The sequence below is a fragment of the Mesorhizobium sp. M0184 genome (assembly GCF_040322215.1).
In the GTDB taxonomy this organism is placed as follows: Bacteria; Pseudomonadota; Alphaproteobacteria; order Rhizobiales; family Rhizobiaceae; genus Mesorhizobium.
In genome coordinates, this window is sequence record NZ_JAMYSZ010000040.1 from 23,844 (window position 1) to 46,775 (window position 22,932).

Annotated in this window: 27 protein-coding genes and 1 pseudogene; 10 read left to right on the forward strand and 18 right to left on the reverse strand. The window is 62.6% G+C overall.

Going from position 1 to position 22,932, the window contains the following annotated elements; all coding sequences use genetic code 11:
* The first annotated feature begins 102 nt into the window (after positions 1-102).
* Entirely contained in the window at positions 103-498 is a 396-nt protein-coding gene (locus NKJ23_RS30375; RefSeq protein WP_023678380.1) for an acyl-CoA thioesterase, read from the forward strand.
* Positions 499-641: 143 nt separating this feature from the next.
* Entirely contained in the window at positions 642-962 is a 321-nt protein-coding gene (locus tag NKJ23_RS30380) for a hypothetical protein (RefSeq protein ID WP_352450467.1), read from the forward strand.
* Positions 963-1,012: 50 nt separating this feature from the next.
* Here NKJ23_RS30380 and NKJ23_RS30385 read toward each other — a convergent pair whose 3' ends face one another.
* Positions 1,013-1,381, reverse strand: coding sequence for a winged helix-turn-helix transcriptional regulator (locus NKJ23_RS30385; protein WP_023678378.1), 369 nt, complete (start codon positions 1,379-1,381; stop codon positions 1,013-1,015).
* Positions 1,382-1,472: 91 nt separating this feature from the next.
* On the opposite strand from NKJ23_RS30385, the gene NKJ23_RS30390 reads away from it, so the two are divergent.
* Positions 1,473-2,078, forward strand: coding sequence for an NADPH-dependent FMN reductase (locus NKJ23_RS30390; RefSeq protein ID WP_023678377.1), 606 nt, complete (start codon positions 1,473-1,475; stop codon positions 2,076-2,078).
* Positions 2,079-2,152: 74 nt separating this feature from the next.
* On the opposite strand, the pseudogene NKJ23_RS30395 reads toward NKJ23_RS30390, so the two are convergent.
* A pseudogene (locus NKJ23_RS30395) lies at positions 2,153-2,546 on the reverse strand (winged helix-turn-helix transcriptional regulator).
* A 98-nt stretch (positions 2,547-2,644) separates the two neighbouring features.
* Here NKJ23_RS30395 and NKJ23_RS30400 point away from each other — a divergent pair.
* Positions 2,645-3,625: a quinone oxidoreductase family protein gene (locus NKJ23_RS30400; protein WP_352684339.1), complete on the forward strand. Its 981-nt coding sequence runs from the start codon at positions 2,645-2,647 to the stop codon at positions 3,623-3,625.
* Between the two features lie 41 nt (positions 3,626-3,666).
* On the opposite strand, the gene NKJ23_RS30405 is transcribed toward NKJ23_RS30400, so the two are convergent.
* The 5 genes from NKJ23_RS30405 to NKJ23_RS30425 form a co-directional block, all read right to left on the reverse strand.
* Entirely contained in the window at positions 3,667-4,257 is a 591-nt protein-coding gene (locus tag NKJ23_RS30405) for an HAD family acid phosphatase (protein ID WP_352684341.1), read from the reverse strand.
* 840 nt (positions 4,258-5,097) lie between these two features.
* The gene (locus NKJ23_RS30410) at positions 5,098-5,532 is read right to left on the reverse strand and encodes an FKBP-type peptidyl-prolyl cis-trans isomerase (RefSeq protein ID WP_352684344.1); all 435 of its coding nucleotides are present in this window, start codon (positions 5,530-5,532) and stop codon (positions 5,098-5,100) included.
* A 236-nt stretch (positions 5,533-5,768) separates the two neighbouring features.
* Entirely contained in the window at positions 5,769-6,494 is a 726-nt protein-coding gene (locus NKJ23_RS30415) for an SDR family oxidoreductase (protein WP_352684346.1), read from the reverse strand.
* A 36-nt stretch (positions 6,495-6,530) separates the two neighbouring features.
* Positions 6,531-7,016, reverse strand: a complete 486-nt coding sequence (locus NKJ23_RS30420; RefSeq protein WP_352684348.1) for a VOC family protein — start codon at positions 7,014-7,016, stop codon at positions 6,531-6,533.
* 72 nt (positions 7,017-7,088) lie between these two features.
* Positions 7,089-7,274 carry a DUF1127 domain-containing protein gene (locus NKJ23_RS30425; protein WP_352684349.1) on the reverse strand — a complete coding sequence of 62 codons (186 nt, stop codon included), beginning with the start codon at positions 7,272-7,274 and terminating at the stop codon, positions 7,089-7,091.
* Between the two features lie 205 nt (positions 7,275-7,479).
* On the opposite strand from NKJ23_RS30425, the gene gcvA reads away from it, so the two are divergent.
* The gene (gene gcvA, locus NKJ23_RS30430) at positions 7,480-8,364 is read left to right on the forward strand and encodes a transcriptional regulator GcvA (RefSeq protein WP_352684351.1); all 885 of its coding nucleotides are present in this window, start codon (positions 7,480-7,482) and stop codon (positions 8,362-8,364) included.
* Between the two features lie 48 nt (positions 8,365-8,412).
* Here gcvA and NKJ23_RS30435 read toward each other — a convergent pair whose 3' ends face one another.
* The 3 genes from NKJ23_RS30435 to NKJ23_RS30445 form a co-directional block, all read right to left on the reverse strand.
* Complete coding sequence (locus tag NKJ23_RS30435; RefSeq protein WP_352684353.1) at positions 8,413-9,195, reverse strand: class I SAM-dependent methyltransferase; 783 nt, start codon at positions 9,193-9,195, stop codon at positions 8,413-8,415.
* A gap of 84 nt (positions 9,196-9,279) precedes the next feature.
* Positions 9,280-9,753, reverse strand: a complete 474-nt coding sequence (locus NKJ23_RS30440; RefSeq protein WP_352450557.1) for a VOC family protein — start codon at positions 9,751-9,753, stop codon at positions 9,280-9,282.
* Between the two features lie 257 nt (positions 9,754-10,010).
* The gene (locus tag NKJ23_RS30445; RefSeq protein WP_352684355.1) at positions 10,011-12,008 is read right to left on the reverse strand and encodes an ABC transporter ATP-binding protein/permease; all 1,998 of its coding nucleotides are present in this window, start codon (positions 12,006-12,008) and stop codon (positions 10,011-10,013) included.
* Between the two features lie 368 nt (positions 12,009-12,376).
* Here NKJ23_RS30445 and NKJ23_RS30450 point away from each other — a divergent pair, with 368 nt between their 5' ends.
* A complete protein-coding gene (locus NKJ23_RS30450; RefSeq protein WP_352684358.1) occupies positions 12,377-12,667 on the forward strand; it encodes a hypothetical protein in 291 nt (96 codons plus the stop codon).
* A gap of 52 nt (positions 12,668-12,719) precedes the next feature.
* Here the strand turns inward: NKJ23_RS30450 and NKJ23_RS30455 are convergent, their stop codons facing one another.
* A complete protein-coding gene (locus tag NKJ23_RS30455; RefSeq protein ID WP_352541050.1) occupies positions 12,720-13,013 on the reverse strand; it encodes a hypothetical protein in 294 nt (97 codons plus the stop codon).
* Between the two features lie 214 nt (positions 13,014-13,227).
* Between NKJ23_RS30455 and arr the strand changes: the two genes are divergently transcribed.
* A complete protein-coding gene (gene arr / locus NKJ23_RS30460; protein WP_502902595.1) occupies positions 13,228-13,635 on the forward strand; it encodes an NAD(+)--rifampin ADP-ribosyltransferase in 408 nt (135 codons plus the stop codon).
* Between the two features lie 133 nt (positions 13,636-13,768).
* On the opposite strand, the gene NKJ23_RS30465 is transcribed toward arr, so the two are convergent.
* The 3 genes from NKJ23_RS30465 to NKJ23_RS30475 form a co-directional block, all read right to left on the reverse strand.
* Positions 13,769-14,506 carry a class I SAM-dependent DNA methyltransferase gene (locus NKJ23_RS30465; protein WP_352684361.1) on the reverse strand — a complete coding sequence of 246 codons (738 nt, stop codon included), beginning with the start codon at positions 14,504-14,506 and terminating at the stop codon, positions 13,769-13,771.
* 76 nt (positions 14,507-14,582) lie between these two features.
* Positions 14,583-15,893 (reverse strand): hemolysin family protein, encoded by a 1,311-nt coding sequence (locus NKJ23_RS30470; RefSeq protein WP_352684363.1) that lies wholly within the window; start codon positions 15,891-15,893, stop codon positions 14,583-14,585.
* Between the two features lie 59 nt (positions 15,894-15,952).
* Positions 15,953-16,894, reverse strand: a complete 942-nt coding sequence (locus NKJ23_RS30475) for a LysR family transcriptional regulator (RefSeq protein ID WP_352456967.1) — start codon at positions 16,892-16,894, stop codon at positions 15,953-15,955.
* A 127-nt stretch (positions 16,895-17,021) separates the two neighbouring features.
* On the opposite strand from NKJ23_RS30475, the gene NKJ23_RS30480 reads away from it, so the two are divergent.
* The gene (locus tag NKJ23_RS30480) at positions 17,022-18,041 is read left to right on the forward strand and encodes a zinc-dependent alcohol dehydrogenase family protein (protein ID WP_352684365.1); all 1,020 of its coding nucleotides are present in this window, start codon (positions 17,022-17,024) and stop codon (positions 18,039-18,041) included.
* Positions 18,042-18,088: 47 nt separating this feature from the next.
* Here the strand turns inward: NKJ23_RS30480 and NKJ23_RS30485 are convergent, their stop codons facing one another.
* The 4 genes from NKJ23_RS30485 to NKJ23_RS30500 all read right to left on the reverse strand — a co-directional run bounded on the left by NKJ23_RS30485 (position 18,089) and on the right by NKJ23_RS30500 (position 21,228).
* Complete coding sequence (locus NKJ23_RS30485) at positions 18,089-18,796, reverse strand: LssY C-terminal domain-containing protein (protein WP_352684367.1); 708 nt, start codon at positions 18,794-18,796, stop codon at positions 18,089-18,091.
* Between the two features lie 66 nt (positions 18,797-18,862).
* Complete coding sequence (locus NKJ23_RS30490) at positions 18,863-19,717, reverse strand: extensin-like domain-containing protein (protein WP_023678356.1); 855 nt, start codon at positions 19,715-19,717, stop codon at positions 18,863-18,865.
* Between the two features lie 112 nt (positions 19,718-19,829).
* Positions 19,830-20,375 carry an extensin-like domain-containing protein gene (locus NKJ23_RS34775; RefSeq protein ID WP_502902594.1) on the reverse strand — a complete coding sequence of 182 codons (546 nt, stop codon included), beginning with the start codon at positions 20,373-20,375 and terminating at the stop codon, positions 19,830-19,832.
* A gap of 427 nt (positions 20,376-20,802) precedes the next feature.
* A complete protein-coding gene (locus NKJ23_RS30500) occupies positions 20,803-21,228 on the reverse strand; it encodes a DUF3775 domain-containing protein (RefSeq protein ID WP_023678354.1) in 426 nt (141 codons plus the stop codon).
* Positions 21,229-21,463: 235 nt separating this feature from the next.
* Between NKJ23_RS30500 and NKJ23_RS30505 the strand changes: the two genes are divergently transcribed.
* Both NKJ23_RS30505 and greA read left to right on the forward strand, forming a co-directional pair.
* Entirely contained in the window at positions 21,464-22,021 is a 558-nt protein-coding gene (locus tag NKJ23_RS30505; protein WP_254819249.1) for a tetratricopeptide repeat protein, read from the forward strand.
* A gap of 328 nt (positions 22,022-22,349) precedes the next feature.
* On the forward strand, positions 22,350-22,823 hold the full coding sequence (gene greA / locus NKJ23_RS30510) for a transcription elongation factor GreA (RefSeq protein ID WP_023719113.1): 474 nt from the start codon (positions 22,350-22,352) through the stop codon (positions 22,821-22,823).
* Positions 22,824-22,932 lie beyond the last annotated feature (109 nt).

Sequence of the window (22,932 nt, forward strand, 5' to 3'; positions counted from 1 at the left end):
CGATAGCCGAACCTCAGGCCGCGACCTGTTCAGTGGCGCGTTGACCTGTCCGTGCCATGACGATACGGGATCGGGACAATCGGCTTCGAGAGGATTGGCCAAATGGTGCATTACGCGGACGGGCGGCCGATCGGCGATCTGACGCTCAGGACGCTGGCCATGCCTTCCGACGCCAATGCGGCAGGTGACATTTTTGGCGGCTGGGTGATGGCGCAGATGGATCTCGCCTGCGGCATCCGCGCCGCCGAGCGCGCCAAGGGCCGCGTGGTGACGGCGGCGGTGAAGGAAATGTCCTTCGCCAAGCCGATGAAGATCGGCGACACGCTGTGCATCTATACGCATGTCGAACGCGTCGGCCGCACCTCGATGACGCTCAAGGTCGAGGCCTGGGCGCAGCGCTATCTCTCCGACCTGATGGAGAAGGTCACCCATGCCGACTTCGTCATGGTGGCGCTGGACGGCGAAGGCAAGCCGAAGGCGGTTCCGGCCGAAGGCTGACCCGGCCTGATTTCAGAAGACGGATTTAAACAGCCGTCTCTCCCGCGCGGGGGATGCGGACAGCGATACCGCGTGGTCTTTGGCTAACGGGTTCCCGCATGCGCGCCTGCAGCGCGACCGACGGGATCTTGGGAGGAAAGACAATGCGTCAACACATGCTGAACGCTGCCCTGGCGGGTGCCTTTGCAGCCTTACTCTGCCTGTCGTCCGCAAGCGCTTTTGCCGAGGTCAAAAAAGGCGATCCAGGCGCCACCTGCACGTCGGAAAACCGCACCATCAACGGGCAAGCGGCCAAGTGCGAGATCTGCTCGGCGACGAAATGCGACACCAGCGGCACGACGGTGAGCAATTGCCGCAAGGAGACGACCACGACCTGCACGATTGGCGGCAGGGTGGTCAGTCCCAACCCGAAATGGAACCGGATCGAGAAGCTGCCGAAGAGCAAGATGCAGTTACAGCAGTAGCGCTCATCCGAGGCCTCCCCGACAGGTTCAAACCCTTGCAGCACAAGGGTTCAGCTGTGCATGGCGTCGAACTTCTCGCGCGCCGCCTTGACGCGCTCGGTGTTCTTGCGTGCCCATTCGCCGAGCGCATCGACCGGCACCAGCAGTTCGTAGCCAAGATCGGTCAATTCGTAGTCGACCCGCGGCGGGATGGTCGGGAACACGGTGCGCGTAACGAAGCCGTCGCGCTCGAGCCCGCGCAAGGTCGTGGTCAGCATCTTTTGCGAAATGCCGCCGACCGCGCTGCGCAACTCGTTGAAACGCAGCGGCCCGTTGCCAAGCTTGCCGACCACGAGCACCGTCCATTTGTCGCCGACGCGCTGCAGGATTTCCGAGATGGCGCGGCAGTCCTCGGTGCGGTGCGGGTGCCTTGGTAACAAAAAAGTGCCTCCTTGCACATTGAGCGGCCAGTTACTCATATAGCTCAGGTATCTAAACGATACCAGTATTCCCGTAAGGAGAGCCCCCTCTATGTCAAAACCCAAAATCGCCATCATCATTGGTTCAACCCGCGCGGCCCGCTTTGCCGACGTCCCGACCCAATGGATTGCCAAGATAGCCAAGTCGCACGCCGACATCGACGTCGAAGTCGTCGACCTGCGCGACTTCCCGCTGCCGTTCTTCGATGAGGTCGCATCCTCCGCCTGGGTGCCGTCGCAGAACGAAGTAGCGCAGCGCTGGCAAAAGAAGGTCGCCGGATTCGACGGCTTCATCTTCACCGCCGCCGAATACAATCATGGCCCGACGGCCGTGCTGAAGAACGCCATCGACTACGCCGCCAACGAGTGGAACAAGAAGCCGGCCGGCTTCGTCGGCTATGGCAGCGTCGGTGGCGCGCGCGCGGTCGAGCAGCTGAGGCTGCATGCGGTCGAGCTGCAGATGGCGCCGGTGAAGTCCGCCGTACACATCGCCTGGGCCGATTTCCTTGCGGTCAAGCAAGGCGACAAGAAGCTCGATGAGTTCGAGCACCTCAACCAGGCGGCAACCGCGCTGGTCAACGACATTGCATGGTGGGCCAGGGTGCTGAAGACGGCGCGTCAGGCCGATGCCGTCGCCGAGGAAGTCAAGGCGGCCTGAGCACAGGTTCGAGCAGTCCTCCCAAGGATTAATTCTCCCAAGCATTGGGGCGGCGCATGCGCCGCCCTTTTTGTTCACACGGCATGGGCGTCCTGCGCTTGCCGTGGTCTGATGATGCAATCGGCAAGGCGGTCCATCTCATTCAGCTCGTCGGCGTGATGCTGGCCCCACTGGCAAAGTGCCAGCAGGATCGGCTCGAGGCTGAGGCCGAGCCGCGTCGCCGAATATTCGACGCGCGAAGGTATCTCGGCAAAGATCTCGCGGCGGACGAGGCCGTGCTCTTCCATTTCGCGAAGCTGCTGGATCAGCACTTTCTGGGTTGATATCGGGCATCAGCGCCTGCAGCGCCGACAGCCGCCGGGCCCCGTCGAAGAGATGGTACAGGATGACCGCCTTCCAGCGGCCCGAAATCACTTTCAGCGCGCGCTCCGCCGGCAGCGTCGGCAGTCTCTTGATCAGCTTGGCCATGGTCACCTCCCGGTCAGCAGCGGACAAATCGGTGTGTAGTCGAAGCCAGGCAGATAGTGGCAAACAGCGGCCGATGCCAACAGCGATCGGTGCATGCGATGAGAGCCATTCAACTGAGCCGCTTCGGCGGGCCCGACGTTCTCGACATAGTCACGGTGCCGAAGCCTGAGCCGCAAGCCGGCGAGGTCTTGGTCCGCGTTCATGCGGCCGGGGTGAATTTCTTCGAAGTGCTGATGCGCGCGGATCGCTATGCGGTGACGCCGCAACTGCCGATGATCCCTGGCGTCGAGGCCGCCGGGATCGTGGAGGCGCTTGGGCAGGGGGTGGACGCTTCCTTGCTCGGCACGCGCGTCGCCGCGCCGTTGTTCGCCTCGAGCCGCCCGTTTGGCGGCTATGCCGAGTATGTGACGATCGACGCAAGCCTGGCCGTGCCCTTGCCGGATTCGCTCTCGTTCGAAAACGCGACGGCATTGATGGTGCAAGGACTGACGGCATTGTATTTATCGCGGCAAAGCCCGCCGGCCGGCAGATCGGTGCAGGTCGCCGCTGCCGCGGGCGGCGTCGGTTCGTTGCTCGTCCAGCTTGCCAAGCGCGCCGGCGCGAGCCGTGTCATCGCGGCAGCCGGCAGCAAGGCCAAGCTCGACCTTGCTTTGTCGCTGGGAGCCGATGCTGCCGTCGACTACAGCAACACGGATTGGCCGGTGCACGTCCGGGCAGCCACAGACGGCGCCGGCGTCGACATCATCTACGACATTGTCGGCGGCCCGCTGACGGCGGTTGCGCTGGAGGCTCTGGCACCTCGCGGAGAGTTGGTGTTTGCAGCACTTGGCAGATACGCGCTCGGCGCCCCGGAGATGGAGGCGATGATCGGCCGCAACCAGTCGCTGAAGGGTTTTGCCCTGCTGCCGTTGCTGTCTACGGACGGGCTCCGTGACGGCCTTTTGGAGCTTTTCGGTCTGGCCGCTGGTGGTCAGCTTGTGGTGACCAAAGGTGGCCGCTTCCCGCTCGACCAGGCCAGCCAGGCGCATCGCCTGCTGGAGGAGCGCAGCGCGACCGGCAAGGTCGTCTTGATACCTTAGTAGGTGCTCCGCAAGGATCCGGGGTTGTGCCGTACAGGCCGTCAGCGAACCCGGTAGAACGGATTTGGCAGCAGGAACAGCTTCTCCGCATGCCCCCCGAACAGGTCGGATGGCTGGTCACCGACATTGGCAATTATCGTGTAGCCGGCCTTTTCGATTTCGGCCCTTATGGGTGCCTTGAAATCTGCGGCGGAGCCGTATTTGGCCCCAGGCTGGACCATGTAAAGGTGCTCGTAGCCGGCATAGCCGGCCGACTGCAGGTTCTGTTCGGTTGCCTGACGCTGGTCCTCCGGACGTCCGGTGATGAAGAACACCGCGACTTTCGCCGTTCGCGCCTGCCGGAAAACCTCCAGCACGGCGTCGATGGCCGGATCCTTCGCAAGCTGATCCCAGGCGGCCCAGCCACAAGGACCATCGATTGCGATGTCGCAGGCGCCGCCGATCGGGCGGCCGAAATTGTCACGTGTGATCACTTCCCAGTTGGCCAAAGCCGTCTCGTCGATATCGAGCACCAGTGCGGGGCGAGGCACCTCCATTGCGCGCTTGATGACCCAGTCGCCTGCCTGCTTCGCCACAGCGGCAAGGTCGCGGTCATAGTCGCCGGAATCATGATAATTGGCAGCCGCCAGCATCGCATCGCCGACATTGGCTGGCTGGGACGGGCTTGTGAGAAGGAGCGAGTCGGAACGTGCAGGCGCAGGAACATTTGTGCCAATCATCAGCACGATTGCCCCGGCACGCGCAATTCTATTCCAACCAATCGCCCGCATCACGAGACTTTGCTGTCACGAGAAGTCGGCTGTCAAGCGAGGTCTTCCAAAGGTAGTGTCTCAGTTTGAAATTTGAAATATGCGAAAGCGCCTATCCCGGTTTGCTCGCCTAGGCGAAACCGCCTATGTGCTCAGCGGAAAGCATGGAAGGCACCCAATGTCAGATCCGATTCAGTTGCTACCATTCGCCTTGTTGACAGTCCTCACAGCAATCCCCGCGTGGGTGCTGTTTGGGCGACTAAGAATGTCTCGGGCGTGGGTGCTTCTCTCTGTGGTCCCGTTGGGAATGATAATCATTCTCTGGGTCGTCGCGTATAAGCGCTGGCCAATTCAGGAGGCAGCAATTGCCCACCGGACCTAAAGGCCAGAAGCGCCCCGCCGATGTGATCGGCAACGCCGTCCGCGTCATGCGCATGCAAGACTCCTGCGAGGAAGTCGTGCTTCGGTGGCCAGGCACGCCGCCACCGCCTGACTACGATGGACCGTCGTCTTAATTTCAAACTGAGACACTACCCTTCCACAGGTCCTCGAGACCGCGACGCTGAATTGGACATTCCAGATGCCGAATGTCTCTATGGGTTGCTGCACGCTACACGATTTCCGCCGTCGCGGTCTTTGCCTCCAAACAGGTGACGCACCGCCGGAACCGCCGGTCGAAATGCGTCACCCGAAAATCATGGCCGTCACGCGCTTTGCCGTGCCCTACGCCGCCTGAACGATCTCGACCAGTTCAACGTCGAACACGAGATCGCGCCCGGCCAACGGATGATTGCCGTCGAGCTTGACGCTGGTGTCGTCCACGCCGACGACTGTTACCGGCATCGGGCGCCCTTCCGGGGTTCTGACCTGCAGTCGAGCGCCGATATCGACATTGATGTTGTCTGGTACGCGGGCGCGGTCGACGGTCATGACCGCTTCGGGGCGGTGGGGGCCATAGGCGGCGTCGGCGGGAATGGTGACGGTGCTTTTCGCGCCCACCTCCATACCCTCGACATGGGTTTCGAGACCGGCGATCACTTGTCCTTCACCCAACGTGAATTGCAGCGGTTCGTTGCCGGAAGAATCGAACTGAGTGCCGTCAGGCAGGCGGCCGTTGTAATTGATGCGCACGGTGTCGCCATTCTTGGCCTGTGTCATGATAGCCATCCTTTGAAAGTTTCGAGGGGCCGGCCAAAGCTCACGGTCCCGTCCTCGATCATCCACGCACTTAGGTGCGCGGCGCGAAACGCTAAAACTAGGGACCTGGCTGCCGATGTAAACCCCGATTGAGCGACGCCGGCATGACCCCCGCCGGCGTTCGTCGCCTTCGGCAGCAGTGCACCGGACTAGCGGTCATGCCGGCTCAACCCATTCAGGCGGCGTGCAAATGGCGGCTAGATCAGGTTATGGCCGCCATCGATGCGGATCGTCTCGCCGGTGGTGAAGTCGCTTTCCATGAGATAGAGGTAGGCGGCGGCGACGTCCGCAGCGGTCGGAATTTTTCTCGATGGCAACCGGGCAGCCATGTCGGCAAAGAAGCTGGATTTGGCTTCTCCAACAATGTCCCACATCGGTGTGTCGACCCATCCGGGCGACACGACATTGACGCGCGTCGGGGCCAGTTCGAGCGCCAGGGCGCGGGCGAAGTAGCTGAATGAACCGGCAATCGCGGAGACGACCGAGCCTCCCGGCACCGGCGGCCGATCCTTATTTATTCCCGAGGTGAAGGTCATCGAGCCGCCGGCTTTCAGGGTGCGCACAGCGTGCTTGGAGAGCAAGACGGCGCCAATCAGCTTGTTATCGACGAAGCCTCGCACAGCCTTCATGTCGGTACTGCCGATGGGATCGCCGGGCGGCAGTGTTCCGGCGGTCGATACGAGGTGATCGAAGGGACCGACCTCGTCGAACAGGCGAGCGACGTCCGCTTCGTCGGTCATGTCGGCGACCACGCTGGTCACGCGGCCAGCATTGAGCGTCCGTTCGGCAGCCAGCAGTTTCTCGGGCGAGCGTCCGACGATCACGACCTTCGCTCCACCGTTGAGAGCAGCTTCCGCGACGCCGAGACCGATGCCGGAACTACCGCCGACGACGATGACTTTTCTGTCCACGAGCGATGTCATGAGGGTTCTCCGTTCGTTGCGATTGCGGTGGGAGAGTCAGGCCTTGCCGGCGTAGGCGGCTTCGAGCTCGGCGATGATGATCTTGCGCATCCCATACATCGCCTGCCGGACGCGGTTGGCCTTTTCGCGATCCGGATCGGCACTGAGCCGCGGCAGGATTGCCGGGATGACCTGCCAGTAGACGCCGTATCTGTCGGTGAGCCAGCCGCAGGGTTGTGCCCTGCCGCCGCCGGCGGTGAGCGCCTCATAGTAGTAGTCGGTCTCGGCCTGGTCTTTGGTCTCGATGTAGAGCGAGAGCCGCTCGTTGAAGGGCGGCTGCGGCCCGGCATTGAGCGCAGTAAGGTGCAGTCCTTCGAGCTCGAAATCGAAGGTGGCATGCGGGACCGTCTTGTTGGTTCCGGACACCCGGTCGGTGTATTCGATGGTCTGGAGCGCTTTGCTGTTCTTGAAGACCGAGAGATAGAAATCGCGGGCTTGCTCCGCATCGGTGTTGAACCAGAGGAATGGGTGGATGGTGGCCATGTCCGTTCTCCGTTAATTCCTTGCGACAGCGATCTATTGCGAAGAGCCTGTCCGCTGTTGCTTTCGTTCAGGCTAGCAGTGGTCCGACGGCCGATAGACCGAACCGTCCCAGTCGCGGGCAAACCCGAGGTCTTCGAGCCGGCGGGTCGAGAAGCGTGCAATCTGCCGCCCGGTCCGGCGCCGGCTGCTCGAGGCGAGGATGCGGCCGGCCATGCCGCTCAGGACGTCGAAGATGGGTTCAACTCGTTTGGCGTTCATGGTGCTCTCCCACAGTGGCGGCAGTTTTGGTTTCAGCAGTTGCCCCCCGACTTTCGTCAGCGAGAGTATCAGTCACATCAAACTCGCCTTTTGCAGTGGCGGTGAACGACTGATTACGCGAGCAAACATGCCGGCTTCTGGCCTGGACGACAAACGACTTATCGGCGACAATATGTGAGCGATGCTCACACATAGGTATCGATCCATGCACCGGAAGCTGCCTCCCCTCACCACCTTGCCGAGTTTCGAGGCCGCGGCGCGCCTGTTGAGTTTCTCCAAGGCGGCAGAGGAACTTCATGTCACCCACGGTGCGATCAGCCGGGCGATCAAGAATCTTGAGGATCAGCTCGGTGTGCAGCTGTTCGAGCGCGGTACGCGTTCGGTGAGCCTGACAGCCGTCGGCGAGCCCTATGCGCGGGCGGTGCGCGAGGCGCTCGCCCAGTTGGCCACCGCCACCGCTGCAGCAACAGCCCGCTATTCGAGCTCGACATTGAACGTCAGCACCTCCGATGGCTTCGCGGGGAGATGGCTGGTGCCGCGCCTCTACCGCTTTCACCGTGCGCATGGCGACATCGATGTGCGGGTTTCGACGAGCGGGAAGCTGACCAACTTCCTCGGCGACGGCATCGATGTCGCCGTCCGTTATGGCAACGGAAACTATCCGGGGCTCACGTCGGAGTTCCTCACCGGCGAGGAGGTGTTTCCAGTGTGCAGCCCAAAGCTTCTTGAGGGTGCACATCCGCTCCGCACGCCTCAGGACCTCAAACACCACACGCTGATCCGTGACAGCTTTCCGATCGACTGGGCGACCTGGCTAGCAAGCGCCGGGGTCGAGGGCGTGGACCCGCAGAGCGGGATTACCTTTGACTCTGCCACCTTTGCCATGGAGTCGGCCGCACAAGGCGAGGGGGTGGTGCTCGGCCGGACCATGCTCGTTGCGGCCGACCTTGCCGCCGGGCGACTCGTCCGCCCCTTCGGCCACGCCCTGAAATCCCCCTCCAGCTTCTATTTCGTCTACCCGCCAGAGGCGCTCCGTCAGCGCAAAGTCAAGGCTTTTCGGGATTGGCTGCTCTCAGAAGTCGCGCCGTAAATTGACTGACGGGAAGGCCGAGAGAACAGGATCGTCTACATCGCGCAGTCACCATCGGCTCGCCCGAAACGCGGTGACGATCCAGGCACGCGAGTCGAAAAGCACACCGTCCGCGGTCAAATGCGCGTCGAGCAGATCGCGCAACCGCCGCAGCGCCGCGTCGACATCCACATCTGCGCGGGCGAGCGGATCCTTGACCAGTTGCAGGCCAAGCAAAGCGTCATAGGCCGCATCGACGTCCTGGCCGTAGAAGACCGGCTCATGCACTTCGGCATAGTCGACCGAAACAAAACCGGATGCACGCAAGATCTCCGCGGTGATGGCGGGGTCGCCAAGCGAAAACGGGGTGGCGGCGCCCCCCGATATGGCGGTCGCCGGCGCAATTGCCCGCTGAATGGCAGTTGCCCACTCGTTACGGTCCTGGCATTGCCATACCATCCACACAAGACGTGCCCCTGGTCGCATCGCCCGGGCGATATTGGCGAACGCCGCCGCCGGATCGGCAAAGAACATCACTCCAAATCGACTAATGCACAGATCGAAGCCGGCAGGCGGAAATACCAGCAATTGCGCATCGCCGCGCTCAAAGGCGACGTTTCGCAATCCCTCTTTCGCGCTACACTTCCGGGCGATCTCGAGCATCTCGGCCGATACGTCCACGCCGAGCACGCTGCCTTCCACCGCGACACGGGCAGCATCACGAGAGGATTGTCCCGAACCGCATCCGATATCGAGCACGCGATCGCGCGTTCCCACCTTGACCGCAGCCCTGAAGACCTCGTTGTGCCGTCGCAGTTCGGCGTCGTAAAACGCAGCGCAGTTCAGCACCATCGCACGCCTGCCTGGAGATGATGGGCCGGCAGCATTTCCGGCCGCTCTGCCCTGATCTTTTCGCGTCGGGCCACCCCCGAACTGTCAGCCGCGCCGCGCCGCCTCGATCGCTGCAACGTCGATTTTCTTCATCTCCATCATCGCCTCGAATGCGCGCTTTGCTTCATCGCCGCCGGCGGCCATCGCTTCGGTCAGCACGCGCGGCGTGATTTGCCAGGAGATGCCCCATTTGTCCTTGCACCAGCCGCAGGCACTTTCCTGGCCGCCATTGCCGACGATGGCGTTCCAATAGCGGTCGGTCTCCTGCTGATCGTCGGTGGCGATCTGGAAGGAGAAGGCTTCGTTGTGTTTAAACGCGGGCCCGCCATTGAGGCCGAGACAGGGGATGCCGGCGACCGTGAACTCGACCGTCAGCACGTCGCCTGCCTTGCCGGACGGGTAGTCGCTGGGAGCGCGGTGGACGGATTTCACCGAACTGTCGGGAAAAATCTCGGAATAGAAGCGGGCCGCAGCCTCGGCGTCCTTGTCGTACCAAAGGCAGATCGTGTTCTTGGCGATTGTCATTGCTGGTCCCTTTGCTTTCGAAATCAATCTGGGCTTTTGAAATCAACCCGGGTTTTTACAGCTGGCCTCGGCGTTGCACCGGACATGGAAATGCGCTCGTGCCATCGACGTTCCGACAGCAGCAGCTGCCCGGAATCAAGGTACCACGGCTGGTGCTTTCAGGACCAGATGCGGGCAGTGACTCGAACCGGCGATGGTCCGCCTAGTCCGACCGGCGGCCTCACTCTTTGCGTAGGGCAGCGCCGCTTTGCTCAAGGTCGCGCTGGCTTTCCGTTGGCGCGCCGTTGCCTCAGAAGGCGCATGAGCAAGTTCCGTCTGTCCTTGCGCGGGACGAGTTCGATATCGCTGACAAGTTTTGCGCCGCCCTTGTGCCGCTCCAATGTGATCTTGCGGCTGTGGAACGCCTCCAGCTCGGCGCGGTGCGCTACGCTTATGATGGTGACCTTCGGCAATTCGCGAATAATCATCTCCATCATCTTGTCCTGGCTCTTCTCATCGAGTGCCGACGTTGCCTCGTCCAGCACGATGATATCGGGGCGGTGCAGCAGAAGACGCGCGAAGGCGAGGCGCTGCTTTTCGCCACCCGACAAGGTCTGGTCCCATGGCGCGTCCTCCTCGATCCGGTCGTTGAGGTAGTCGAGTCCCACCTTGTCGAGGGCAGCCTTGATCTTATCCAGCGTCCAGTTGTCGGCGGCGCCTGGATAGGCGACAGCGCGGCGAAGCGTCCCGGTCGGGATGTAGGGCCGTTGCGGCAACATGAACAACCGTCTGTCGGCGCGGATGTTGACGCTGCCGCTACCCCATGGCCACAGACCCGCGACGGCCCGCACCAGCGTACTCTTGCCCGAGCCGGATTCGCCGGCGACGAGCACCCGCTCGCCTGGTTCGATCACGACCTCGGTTTCCTTGACCACGGCGGTGCCGTCGTCGAGCGACACGGAGAGATTGTTCAGGCTGAGCATCGCATTGCCGCCGGTCTCGCCGCGCTTTATGCGTCCCAGCGTGTTGCTCTGTTCCGCCCGCTCGAGCCCGTCGAGCGACATCATCAGCGAGGCGATGCGCCGTGCACAGGCGTTCCAATCGGCGAGACGGGGATAGTTGTCGACCAGCCATCCGAACGCGCCCTGCACGATGGCAAAGGCCGAGGCAGCCTGCATGACCTGTCCAAGTGTCATGCTGCCTTCGAGGAACTTTGGAGCGCAAAGCAAGACCGGCACGACAGGCGCAAACAGGCTCGACCCCTGAGACACCAGCGCCGTGCGCATGTGCTGGCCTGCAAGGAGCGCCCATTGCCTGAGCACATGGGCAAATGTCTTGTCCATGCCGCTGCGCTCCTCCTCCTCGCCGCCGAGCAATGCGATGCTCTCGCCGTTTTCCCGCACGCGCGTCAGCGTGTAGCGGAACTCGGCTTCCGCCTGATTTTTTCCCTCGGAGAGGTGGACGAAATGGCGGCCAATGACCGCCATCGAAGTGGACGTGATCGCGGAATAGAGCACTGCGGTGATGACCAGGAAGCCGGGAACGGTGACGGTCGAACCTGCAATCGTCAGGGTCAGGGCGCCGCCGATCGTCCAGAGCACCACGATGAAGGTCGAGGCCGACAGAAATGCGACGATGACACCGGCGATGAAATCGACGGGCGATTCGGTGGCAATCCGCAAATCCTCGGCGATGCGGGCTTCGGGGTTGCTATGATCGCCGCCGACGAGGTTCAGCTGATAGTAGCGGCCGCTTGCGAGCCAGCGCGCGATGACCGCAGTGGTGAGCCAGGAACGCCAGCGGCGCTGTATCCTCATGCGAAAGAAGACTTGCGCCACCACAAGGCTGGCGCTTCCGAGCACGAGTGGCACGAAAACGGCGCTCAGCCAATATACGGTATGGGCATTGCGTTGCTCAATGGCGTCGAAAATTGCGCGATTCCAGACATTGATCCCATACTGGAAGCCGACATTGGTGACGATCAGAACCAACAGCCCGATCGTCAACGGCCAAGCCACCCTGTCGCCACTGCCGCCCCAGTAACCGCGCGCGCTGATCCAGAAGCGCTTAAGCAGGTATCTCTTGCGCGCCCGCTCGGCCTCTTCAGGTGTCAGCTCCGGACCGGGTTCGGTGACATCCGGCGGCGGCGCGGGCTCGCCGACGACCTCGGACGCGACTTCGACAGTCGATTGTTTCTCGTGGCGCGGCTTCTCGGCATAGCGCGATTGGGCGCCGTCAACCGATTTCAGCTTAAATTTAGCCTCGGGCATCCGGCGATAACGGCTTAAAAATCAGAAGGTTTCATAGCGTCCGCTCGAGATCCCAGATGCCAACAACGCCAAGGCTTCTCAGCTGTTCCGGTGCTCGCAGCAGCCTATGGTCGTTCTCGATGACAGGCTTTGATCGTTGCGGGGCAGAATTCGCTTCAGGCTCTCAAGATTTGTCCGCATGCTGCATTCGAAGAGGCTGGACGCAAGCGGCGCGAGAAGTGCCATCGGCCCGAGTCAACAGGATCGAGGAGGAGAGATCATCTCGATTGCGATTGCGAGCATCTGCTGCCCAGCCGGACCGCGCCAGCCCCGAGTTCCGGAACAAGGGTGCGATTTTGCCGTTGAGCCAGAAACTGGAAGCGACCCGCATGTCCGAATTGCCGAATGAAGAGATCGAAGGGCGGCTGAACGCCCAGCGCGAGACTCTGGCGCTGGTCGTTGCGCTGCTTGCCAGCAAGGATACGGCACCCGAGCGAATATGGGCCGAACTGGAGGCCCGTTTTCAGTTTCAGAACAGTCAGGAGGACCCTGGCGTCCTGCCAAGCCGCGCATTCGCCATCGAAGCTGCGAAGATGCGGGAGTTCAAGCTGATCGCCGAAGAGGCGCGGGCGCGCAATGCGGAATGGAACGGCAGGGACAAGCCACAGGGCGCCAGCTGAAACCCCGGAGAGTGGATGCAGGACCAGCTATTTTATGATGACTGAGCAAGCGTCAGCTTTGCTGCAAAAGTGTACGTGCCAACTCTTGCCATTCCTCGTCAAGCGTTAAGGTCGACGGCGCCGCGTTGCTGCGGCGATACCAATATTCCGCATTCGACTGGTCGCCTTCCTTGCGGTGGAGATAGGCATGCACGTGCATGCCCGCCGTATCGTCGCGCTGCTGCGCGCACTCGTGCGCCTTAGCCCAATCGCCCTTTGCATCCCACCACAGCGCCTGCAGGGCAGGGCTCAAGCCGGCTGGCGGCTGTGGTTTCGCAATCGATTCCCTGAAGGCTTGCAGATCCATTTTCCACCTTAGCGACGGTGCAGGCGCCGATAATAACCGCGCCGGCAGCCGACCGCTAGCGCGCATCGGGCGGTATGACCGGAATGGGTGTCGGGAGCGCTGAGCGCGGACGTCCGATAACCGCGCGGCCGGAGGCTTGATTTGATGACGTGCATGAAATAGCGCGCGCCACGACACCATGATGCCTGAGACAACGAGGATGAGTAGCGAGCCGATGATAGCCTCCGACCAGCCGCGCCAATTCTACCACGGCACCCGGGCCGACCTTAAACCGGGAGACCTGATCGAAGCCGGTTACAACTCCAATTACGGGGCGCGAAAGCAGGCAGCCTGGGTCTATCTAACCGGCACTCTGGATGCGGCTATCTGGGGTGCAGAACTGGCCGCCGGTGACGGACGCGAAAGGATCTACATCGTGGAACCAACCGGCCCGGTCATGGACGACCCTAATCTTACGGACAAGAAATTTCCCGGCAATCCGACGCAGTCCTATCGCTGCCGCGAGCCGCTCAGGATCACGGGCGAGGTCACCGAGTGGCAGGGCCACTCCCCCGAGCGGCTGAAAGAGATGAAGGACCATCTCGAACGGCTGAAGGCACAAGGCATCGAGGCAATCGATTGATCGCTGAGCCCTGCGATTGCCAAGCTTGGCTCTGACCTACGGTCGGCGGCAGTCCCCGCGAAATACGGCTCCACGTCCGCAGTGGCTCCGCGAGTTGTCGTTGCTTGCAGGGCTGGAGAGCGGATGCTCCTTTTCATCTCGTCGCGAACGTGATGATCTCTGGGCTCGAAGGGCCAAGTGGGCTGCCGTCAAAGCCGCCGAATTGCTGTTCGATTCGTAGCCCCGCGTTCCCCAGCAGGCTCGATAAGGCGTCCGTCTCGAGGAATCGCAAGGTGCTGCGACTAACTTGCGGAAGGCTCGGATGCTTTCCGCCGAACCTGTGGGTGAATGTCACCGTCTGTCCATCGAACGGCATGATCACCTCTGTTGTGATCTGCACCAGCGACCCGTCAGGCAGCTCAACGACGACCGCATTTTCGGGTGTCCAGTGCTCCCACGCCCGCACCGAAGGGTTCCGCGTTTCGAACGCGAAGCATCCGCCTGGCACAAGGGCGTGTCGGACAGCCGCCATGAAATCCCTCAGGTCTTCGTCGCTGACAAGGGCCTGGAATGCGTGCCCCGTCATCACAATGAGATCAAACTCGGCTGTCCAGCCGGCCGATTGGAGATCGCCGAGAACCCATTCGATATCCGCGCGCGTTCGTGCGCGATTCAACACGCCGGGTGCTGGGTCGATGCCGCAGAGCCGCCCTGAATGTCCGGCCAGGCGTGCCTCGTGAAGGAGGGTGCCCGTTCCACATCCGACATCAAGCACCGCGTCTGCTGTTAGAATGCGGGGCAGGTAGAAATCATAGTCGTCGCGCGCAGATCTCGGGTGCCAGGCGTCGTAGACGGCAGCGAGATATGGGTCGGCGAAAAGGTGGTCGACCATAGGCGGTATTCCCAATCAACTTTGACTGTGCGAGCGGTGTCGCCGCGAGCATATAGCCCATAAGTCGCGTCGATCGTTACCGCACGACCTCGCGGTGGCGGCCGGGCAGGCGGGTGGCGATGAGCTTGTCGATGCGGCGGCCGTCGAGGTCGACGACCTCGAAGCGCCAGCCTTGCGCGTCGACACATTCGCCGGTCGCCGGCAGATGGTGCAAATGCGACAGCACATAGCCGGCGACGGTTTCGTAATCGCGGCTCTCAGGCAGGTCGATGCCGAGGACCTCTGCCATCTCGTCGGCCTGCATGTAGCCGGCGAGCAGCCATGAGCCGTCCTCGCGCTTGACGGCGTTTTCCTCGTCGCCGGCGTCGAGATCCGAACGGAAGACGCCGGTGATCGCTTCCAGTATGTCGGCCGGGGTGACGATGCCTTCGAAATGGCCGTATTCGTCGTGCACCAGCGCCATCGGCACGTCGGATTCCTTCAGCGTCGCAAGCACGTCCAGCGCGTCGGCCTGGTCATGCACGATTGGCGCGGCGCGCACGTGCCGGCGCGGGTCGAGAGCGCGGCCGCCGAGCATTGCGGCCAGCACGTCGCGGGTCTGGACGACGCCGATCATGGCGTCGACGCCGCCGTCGCCGGCCGGCAGGCGCGAATGCTGGGTATCCATCAGCAGCTTCCTGATGGCCGCCTCGTCGGATTGCAGATTGATCCAGTCGACCTCGGTGCGCGGCGTCATCACCGCGCGCACGGCACGGTCGCCGAGCCGCATGACGCCGGCGATCATCCGCCGTTCGTCGGATTCGATGGTGCCGTGGTGCTCGGCTTCGGCGACCAGCATCTTGATCTCCTCGTCGGTGACCTTGTCCTCGCTCTGGCCGCGCTGGCCAAGCAGCCACAGGAGGGCGCGGCCGGAAAAATCGAGCAGGAAGACCAGCGGCGCCGAGACGCTGGCGAGGATGGTCATCGCCGGGGCGACCCTGACGGCGACCCGTTCGGGGTCGCGCAATGCGATCTGCTTGGGCACCAGTTCGCCGATGATCAGCGAGCCATAGGTGATGAGGGCAACGACGATGCCGACGCCGAGCGGGTCGGCGAGGCTTTCGCGGACGCCGGCCGACGCCAGGGAGGTGGCCAGCCGCTCGCCGAGCGTGGCGCCGGAAAAGGCACCGGACAAGACGCCGACCAAAGTGATGCCGATCTGCACCGAGGACAGGAATTTTCCCGGATTGGCGCCGAGCGCCAGGGCCCGGCCGGCGCCCTTGACGTTGCGGTCGATCATCGTCTTGAGGCGCGCCGGCCGCGACGAGACGATGGCGAGTTCGGACATCGACAGAAGGCCGTTCACGCAGATGAGGACGACCACGATGGCAATTTCAGCATAAAGCATGCCGGGTCCATAGCATTGCCGCGCGGTTTTCGAAAATAGGACGGTCGCGCTTTTTAAATTTAGCGAGCCGGGCAATCAGGCGGCACCCATGCCGCATCCCAGGGCGGCGCGGAAAAATGCTCGATCAGGGCGTCGACGACGACGCGCACCTTTGGCGCGAGATTGCGTGTTACCGGCCAGATGGCATGCACCACGGTGTTTTCGACAAGACAGTCCGACAGAACCATTTCGAGCTCGCCGCGCCTGATGCTGTCGGCCGTCAGCCATGTCGGCAGATAGACGATGCCGCAGCCGGCCAGTACCGCATCGAGCATCGGTTCGCCGTGGCCGAGCACCAGCCGCGCCTTGGGCGCGAATTTTTCGAGACGGCCGTCGACATGCCTGACTGTCCAGGGATGGACCGTGCCGTCGCGGCCGTAGCCGATGAGGCTGTGCCTGGCCAGGTCCTCGATCGATAGCGGCCTGCCATGGGCGTCGAGATAGGCGGGGGCGGCGCAGATGGCCGAACGTTGGGCATAGATGCGGCGCGCGGCGATCGACAAGCTGTCGTCGAGGTCGCCCATACGCACCGCCAGGTCGATGCCTTCCTCGATCAGGTCGACGCGCCGGTCGTTGAACGAGATTTCCATCGTCAGGTCCGGGAATTTTTTGGAAATGTCGAACAGCAGCGGGGCGACGCACCGCCGGCCGAAGGCCAAAGGCAGGTCGACGCGCAGCCGCCCGGAAGGCACCTGCTTGCGCGATGCCAACAGCGACCGGGCGGCTTCGATCTCGGCCAGTGCCCTGACGCAGGCTTCGTAATAGCTCAGGCCCTCGCTGGTCGGGCTGAGGCTGCGGGTGGTGCGGTTGAGCAGGCGGACGCCCAATCGCTGTTCCAGCTGCGCGATCGACTTGCCGACCGCCGATTTGGTGACATGCAGCCGTGCGCCAGCGCCGGTGAAGCTGCCGGCCTCCACCGCGTGAACGAATGCGACGATGCCTTGCAAATTGGCCGATTCCAATGAAGCGCTCCTATTGTAGAGTTTTGCTCCTTAATCTGTTGCAGAACGTGCCACATGGAAGCACTTTTCTCCATAGTGAAACGGCGTAAATGTCTCGCGCAATCATCAACCACGGAGCGCGAACCAAATGAGCACCGAAAACAGATCCTGGCAGATGAACGGTTTCGGCCTGTCCAGGTTGAAGCCGGCTGATGGAAAGCTGCCCCAACCCGGGCCGCATGATCTTCTGGTACGCGTCACAGCGGTATCGCTGAATTACAAGGACAGGATGATCGTCGATGGCGTGCTGATACCGGACCTCAGCTTTCCGTTCGTGCCGACATCGGACGCGGTAGGCGAAGTAGTCGCCACCGGCAGCGAAGTCAGCCGCTTCGGCATCGGGCAGCGCGTGCTCGGCCAGGTGATCGCCGACTGGCCGGACGGCGACGCCCCGCCGGTGCTGCACAAGCATACGCTTGGTTCGTCACTGCCCGGCATGCTGTTTGAGCATGTGCTTTTTCATGAGGATGCCGCCGTGGCGGCGCCGCCGTCGCTCAGCGACGTCGAGGCATCGACGCTGCCGATCGCGGCGCTGACGGCGTGGTTCGCGCTGGTCGAGGCGGCCAAGCCGATCCCGGGGGAAACCGTTCTCATCCAGGGCACCGGCGGTGTGTCGCTGTTTGCGCTGCAGTTCGCCGCCGCCTTCGGCCTGCGCACCATCGTCACCTCGAGCAGCGACGAGAAGCTCGAGCGGGCGAAGGCGCTCGGCGCCTGGCAAGGGATAAACTATCGCAGCCGGCCGGCGTGGGACGAGGCCGCGCGCGAGCTGACAAACGGCGCCGGCGTCAGGCATGTGCTGGAAATGGTCGGCGGCGACAATGCGCGGCGCTCGCTCAATGCGCTGGGCGCCGACGGCCGGCTGTCGGTTATCGGCTTGCTGGGCAGCATGGAGCTCAATTTTCCGATCTTGCCGTTCATGCGCAACCGGATCGTCGTCCAGGGCATATCGATCGGTCACCGTCGTGCTTTCGAACGGATGAACCAGGCGATCGAGACGCTTGCCATCAAGCCGGTAATCGACAAGGTGTTTGGCTTCGACGAGGTGCCGCAGGCATTTGAGCGTCTGGAGACAGGACCGTTCGGCAAGATCGTGATCACCGTGCCCTGAGCCCGTCGGGACGAAATGGCTGTCAGACGGGAAGGCCGATTGTGCGCCTACGGCAGTTGCAGCAGGACCCCGACGATGGCCTTGCCGTCGGTGAAATAGGGATCGCCTTCGCCGTTGCGCCCGGTCTTCGTGGCGCCGACGCCTGGTATCTCGCTGGTCGAGATCAGCATGCCGGCGGCGGAGAGGTCGCGCATCAGCCCGTCGCGCTCGGCGTCGATGTCGGGGCCGATGTGATGAGTGATCGCGCCGGTGTCATGGCTGAGGCCGACGCCGCGGTCAAAGCTTGCAGAGCCAAGCCAAAGCGGCCGGCCGTCGTCTCCGGTCGCATCGGTCTGCCAGAAGCGGACGTGGTGGCGCCGATCGGCGCTGTCGCCGACCGGCTTTTCGAAGGCTAGGTCCTGGGCGCGGCCTTCGAACAGCAGCCGGCTGACCGGCGCGTCGGGATAGGGGCGGTTAAACAGCACGCTTTCGCCGATCTCGATCGCCGTCTTCAGCGTGATCGCGTCTGCCGTATCCCAGCCGGCGACGGCAAAAGCATGGACAAGCTCCTTCTTCGTGCCGACCAGGCCGACATTGATCGGATCGCCCGGAATGCCTTGCGGCGTGTGCGTCACCATCTCGAATTGCTGATTGCGAAAATTGCGGTCCCGCAACGTCCAGAACTCAGGCGCGGCGAAATAGGCGAGCGAAAGGTAGGCGGCACAGCATGCCACCAACCAGGTCGTTGCACGTCGTCGAAGGCTTCGTTGGCTCAAGAGGCACCACCCAAGCGTCTGCGCATCATCTTAACCGGCGCAGCAAGTCTTGGGCAGGGGCTGCAATCAGCGGCAGGCGCGATAGCCGTTCTTGCGGTTCTTGATGTCGAAATGGAAATGGTTGCGGTGATCGTAATTGTAGCCGGGGCCGAGCACGGTGGTGAAATACTGGCAGCCGTCGGCGCGCACATTGTTGAGGAAGCCCCGCGTGCGGAAGGCGAACAGGCCGGGCTTGCGGACGTCGATGTCGTCGCCATTGTTGAGCTCGATGCTCATCACGTCGAGCGCATTGCCCTTGCCGTGTTCCGACAAAACACCTTCGCCGGCAATCCTGCGGCAGGAATAGCTCGAGCCCTGGTGGATGGTCTTGACGCCTGAGAAATAGCGCCAGCGGGCCGACGGCACGAGTTCGTTCCTGGTCCAGCCGGCAAAGGTGGCGGCCATGTCGCAGGTCAGCGTCGCGGCCGGCTTCATCTCGACGCTGCCGATGGCCGAGACCTTGACCGGATAGTCGATGCCGCACTGGCCTTCATGGATCGGCGCCACGTCGGTGTAGACGACACCGAGGCGTTTCAGCTCCTTTCGGCAATCGATCTCGGTGGCCGGCATCTGTTCGGCCGGCGACATCGGGTTGTCCAGGCGCGGATAGGCGGCGGTCATAAAGGGATTGGACGGGACGAGGCGCTGCATACCCGAATATTGCGGCCCGGAATCTTGCGCGCCGGAATATTGCGGGTCGGAATTGGGCGGGACGGCAGCGGTCTGGCTGCCGACATCGACGGCCGGCTGCAGCGACAGCACGCTGCCGGTATTGCAGGCCGAGACCGCCGCAATGGCAAGCAGGGCGGCAAGCCTGCCGGCTATGCGCGCGCATTCTGTGTGCCGCACAGCGGCAAGCGCAGCGCGAAATAGCCCGGCCATCGGAAGGGTTCCTGTCCCCAGATGGCACAGACTCTAAACCTGAAGAGTAAAGGAAAAATCAGCGGCGCCGTTCACGCCTGCGGCCAAATTGCGGCGCCCCCATAGGCTAAGGTCACTGGCAAAACGTACCACCGTTGCGGCGCGGTTCGAGGTCGAAGTGGAGATGCTGCGAATGATCGGCGTCGCTGCCGGGGCCAAGCACGGTCTTGAACGGTCCGCAGGCTGCCTTGCGCACTGCGTTCAGGAATTTCGCGTCCTTTTCCGGCGGCACCGGGCCGACATCGATCTCCTTCCCGTCCGAAAGCTTGAAGCTGGCGATATCGAGCGCGTTGCCGAAGGCGTGCTCCGACAATTTGCCGCCGCCATTGCGCGACCGGCAGACGAAGGCCGAGGCCTGGCCGATCGATTTAATATCCGCGCCGAACTCGGCCTTTGCGGCAGGCTGGATGACGGACGCAGCAAAGCGGGCGGCCGCTTCCGCCATCTGGCAATTCAGCTCGGGCTCCGGGCCGATGGCGATGGATTTGCCGAGCGTCTTTAGCGCGATCGGGTAGGGGATCGAGCAACCGACTGACGTATCATGCTCTGGCTTGCGCTCCTCGAAATCGACGCCCATCGACTTCAGCCGCCTGCGGCAGGCCAATTCCTCGGCCGGCATTTCTCTCCCGGCAATGGCGGCCGATCGAGGATCAGGAAGGATTTTTTGCTCCGCCTTCTCGTCTGCCTCGGCCGGGTTTGGTGGCGCGCCTGGTGGGCCTGCCGGCGGCTCAGCCCGTGCCGGCTTTTCGGGCGGCTGCGGTGCAATCGCCGGCGGCTCCGGAGCATCCTCCGGGCGCGGTTCGGGGACCGGGATCTCGGTTGGTGGCGGCGGAGTGACTTGCTGGTTGAGCTGCGGAACTGGTGCAGTTTGCGGTAGGTCGGGTGCCTTGCCTAAAACGGGTCCCGCCAGCGGCGTAGCCGCAACGGCCAGCAGCAATCTGCCCAATCTGAAAAAGCCAAACGCCGCCATTACGTCGCAACGGCCAGAATGCAGGGAAGTTGCCTTGAGCGAGGGGGGCGGCCGATCACAATCGGTAACCGCGCCGTCACGCGCCGATCGCTTCCAAGCCTTCCTCGAGCCAGTCCGCCAGCAGCGGCATGCCGAGCAGATATTTTGCCGTGCGCTTGTTGGCGCGCTCGCGGGCGGCGGACAGCGCGTCCGTCCATTCCGTCGCGTCATAGTCGCCGCGGCCGACCCAGGCCAACGCAATCAGTTCGGCCGCTTCGTCGACATTGAGATCGTCGATCAGCTCGCGCAGTTCTTCTTCGGTGAGATCTTCGGAGCTTTCCTCGGCAAGGCCGTCATGATGGTGGTTGTCGTGCGCGTTGCCGTCGAGCTCTACCTCGTGCTCGGCGCCGTCGGCATAGTCTTCGTTGACGGCGGCGCTGAGCGCCTTCGCCTTCAGGATGAACAGGCGCACGGTGTCGGGACCGATCGAAAGCTCCCAGTCTCGTTCAACGCGTTGCTGCACCGGCCGTCTCCCTGCTTCGTGCTCGGTCGGCCCGATGATAGCGGATTTGCAGCGCTCGTCACATTATCTTGCGCGGCGGCGTTGATCGTGAAGCATGATTTCCGATGCCCTCTCTTCCCGGGATAAGATGGCCTTGCTGGGAGAGATCGCGGTTTTGAGATAGGATGACATTTTCCGGGACGAAACGACGTTGGCCCGGCGTTAGTGTTGCATTGTCAGTTCAAAGGAGAATTCGATGCGCAGACGATTGCTGATTTACGCCATGGCCATCGCCGCCCTGCCGCTGATTGCGGCTCCGGCGTTTTCGGCTGGAGAGGGCGGAGGAGGTGGTGGCGGCGGTGGCGGCAATGGCGGCGGCGGCCAGTCCCAGTGCAAGAAGGGGGAGGCGTGGGACAAGAAACAGAAGAAATGCGTCTCGCCGAAGCAAGGCATGCTGGACGACGACAGCATCTACGATGCCGGTCGCGCGCTGGCGATGGATGGACGCTACGACGAGGCGATCGCCGTGCTCAGCCTCGCCGCCAACAAGCAGGATCCGCGCATCCTCAACTATCTCGGCTATTCGCACCGCCATTCCGGCCGCGTCACCGTCGGCCTCGGCTATTACGAGGAAGCGCTGCGCATCGACCCGAATTACACGCTGGTGCGCGAATATCTCGGCGAGGCGCACCTGCAGATCGGCGATCTTGCCGGCGCCCAGGAACAGCTCCGCGAGATCGAGAAGCGCACGGGCAAGGGGTCTCGCGAATACGGCATGCTGTCGGAGCAGATCGATCATTTCATGAGGAGCTGATCCTCCGGAACGCTCCTCATAACCGGCTGTGAGCGATCGCAGCCGGTTTTTTGCTGTGCTGCACATGTTGGCCACAACCGAGATTTGGCATCACGGTACACGATACGATCTTGGAAACCCCCGCTTGACGTGGGGTCAGCCGCGCAATCGGTGGATGATTTTTCAAAATCCGACTTTTTGGACGTGAAAAACCCGCGAAGATTGCTATATCTTGCGAAATTGTGGTGAGACGGTTCCGTTAGCCCGAGGCTGCCGGACCGTTTTCTTTTTGTACCATCGACAAGGTCGCTCCCGATTGCGGGGGCGGCGGCAGGAAAGGTCAGGCATTATGAACAAGGTCCCGATGACAGGCGAGGGGTTCGCGTCATTGAAGGAAGAACTGCGCTGGCGCCAGCAACAGGAGCGGCCGCGTATCATCGAGGCGATTTCCGAAGCGCGCTCGCATGGCGACCTATCCGAAAATGCGGAATATCACGCGGCAAAAGAGGCACAGAGCCTCAATGAGGGCCGGGTCAACGAACTCGAGGACCTGATCGCGCGGGCCGAGGTGATCGACGTCACCAAGCTCAGCGGCGACAAGGTCAAGTTCGGCGCCACCGTGGTGCTGGTCGACGAGGATACCGAGGAGAAAAAGACCTACCAGATCGTCGGCGACCAGGAAGCCGACGTGAAGTCCGGCCGCATCTCGATCTCCTCGCCGATCGCGCGCGCCCTGATCGGCAAGGAAGTCGGCGACGCCATCGAGGTCAACGCACCTGGTGGCGCCAGGGGCTACGAGATCGTCCAGGTGCAATTTATCTAGGGGATTGGCGCTGCTCTGCCTTCCCCCCTTGTGAGACCTTTGCATAGAAGCCGATTGGTGATTCTGTGATGATGGTCGAAGCAGGGAGATTCGGGATGGCGGATCGTGT

Bases quoted from the DNA above. Each gene is read 5' to 3' on its own strand.
- NKJ23_RS30410 (WP_352684344.1), bottom strand. From the start codon at position 5,532: ATGACACAGGCCAAGAATGGCGACACCGTGCGCATCAATTACAACGGC.
- NKJ23_RS30470 (WP_352684363.1), bottom strand. From the start codon at position 15,893: ATGCTTTATGCTGAAATTGCCATCGTGGTCGTCCTCATCTGCGTGAAC.
- NKJ23_RS30375 (WP_023678380.1), top strand. From the start codon at position 103: ATGGTGCATTACGCGGACGGGCGGCCGATCGGCGATCTGACGCTCAGG.
- NKJ23_RS30505 (WP_254819249.1), top strand. From the start codon at position 21,464: ATGCGCAGACGATTGCTGATTTACGCCATGGCCATCGCCGCCCTGCCG.
- NKJ23_RS30415 (WP_352684346.1), bottom strand. From the start codon at position 6,494: ATGACATCGCTCGTGGACAGAAAAGTCATCGTCGTCGGCGGTAGTTCC.
- NKJ23_RS30450 (WP_352684358.1), top strand. From the start codon at position 12,377: ATGTCCGAATTGCCGAATGAAGAGATCGAAGGGCGGCTGAACGCCCAG.
- gcvA (WP_352684351.1), top strand. From the start codon at position 7,480: ATGCACCGGAAGCTGCCTCCCCTCACCACCTTGCCGAGTTTCGAGGCC.
- NKJ23_RS34775 (WP_502902594.1), bottom strand. From the start codon at position 20,375: ATGCCGGCCGAGGAATTGGCCTGCCGCAGGCGGCTGAAGTCGATGGGC.
- NKJ23_RS30420 (WP_352684348.1), bottom strand. From the start codon at position 7,016: ATGGCCACCATCCACCCATTCCTCTGGTTCAACACCGATGCGGAGCAA.
- NKJ23_RS30455 (WP_352541050.1), bottom strand. From the start codon at position 13,013: ATGGATCTGCAAGCCTTCAGGGAATCGATTGCGAAACCACAGCCGCCA.
- NKJ23_RS30445 (WP_352684355.1), bottom strand. From the start codon at position 12,008: ATGCCCGAGGCTAAATTTAAGCTGAAATCGGTTGACGGCGCCCAATCG.
- NKJ23_RS30390 (WP_023678377.1), top strand. From the start codon at position 1,473: ATGTCAAAACCCAAAATCGCCATCATCATTGGTTCAACCCGCGCGGCC.
- NKJ23_RS30400 (WP_352684339.1), top strand. From the start codon at position 2,645: ATGAGAGCCATTCAACTGAGCCGCTTCGGCGGGCCCGACGTTCTCGAC.
- NKJ23_RS30425 (WP_352684349.1), bottom strand. From the start codon at position 7,274: ATGAACGCCAAACGAGTTGAACCCATCTTCGACGTCCTGAGCGGCATG.
- NKJ23_RS30405 (WP_352684341.1), bottom strand. From the start codon at position 4,257: ATGCTGGCGGCTGCCAATTATCATGATTCCGGCGACTATGACCGCGAC.
- NKJ23_RS30465 (WP_352684361.1), bottom strand. From the start codon at position 14,506: ATGGTCGACCACCTTTTCGCCGACCCATATCTCGCTGCCGTCTACGAC.
- NKJ23_RS30480 (WP_352684365.1), top strand. From the start codon at position 17,022: ATGAGCACCGAAAACAGATCCTGGCAGATGAACGGTTTCGGCCTGTCC.
- NKJ23_RS30380 (WP_352450467.1), top strand. From the start codon at position 642: ATGCGTCAACACATGCTGAACGCTGCCCTGGCGGGTGCCTTTGCAGCC.
- NKJ23_RS30490 (WP_023678356.1), bottom strand. From the start codon at position 19,717: ATGGCCGGGCTATTTCGCGCTGCGCTTGCCGCTGTGCGGCACACAGAA.
- greA (WP_023719113.1), top strand. From the start codon at position 22,350: ATGAACAAGGTCCCGATGACAGGCGAGGGGTTCGCGTCATTGAAGGAA.
- NKJ23_RS30435 (WP_352684353.1), bottom strand. From the start codon at position 9,195: ATGGTGCTGAACTGCGCTGCGTTTTACGACGCCGAACTGCGACGGCAC.
- arr (WP_502902595.1), top strand. From the start codon at position 13,228: ATGATAGCCTCCGACCAGCCGCGCCAATTCTACCACGGCACCCGGGCC.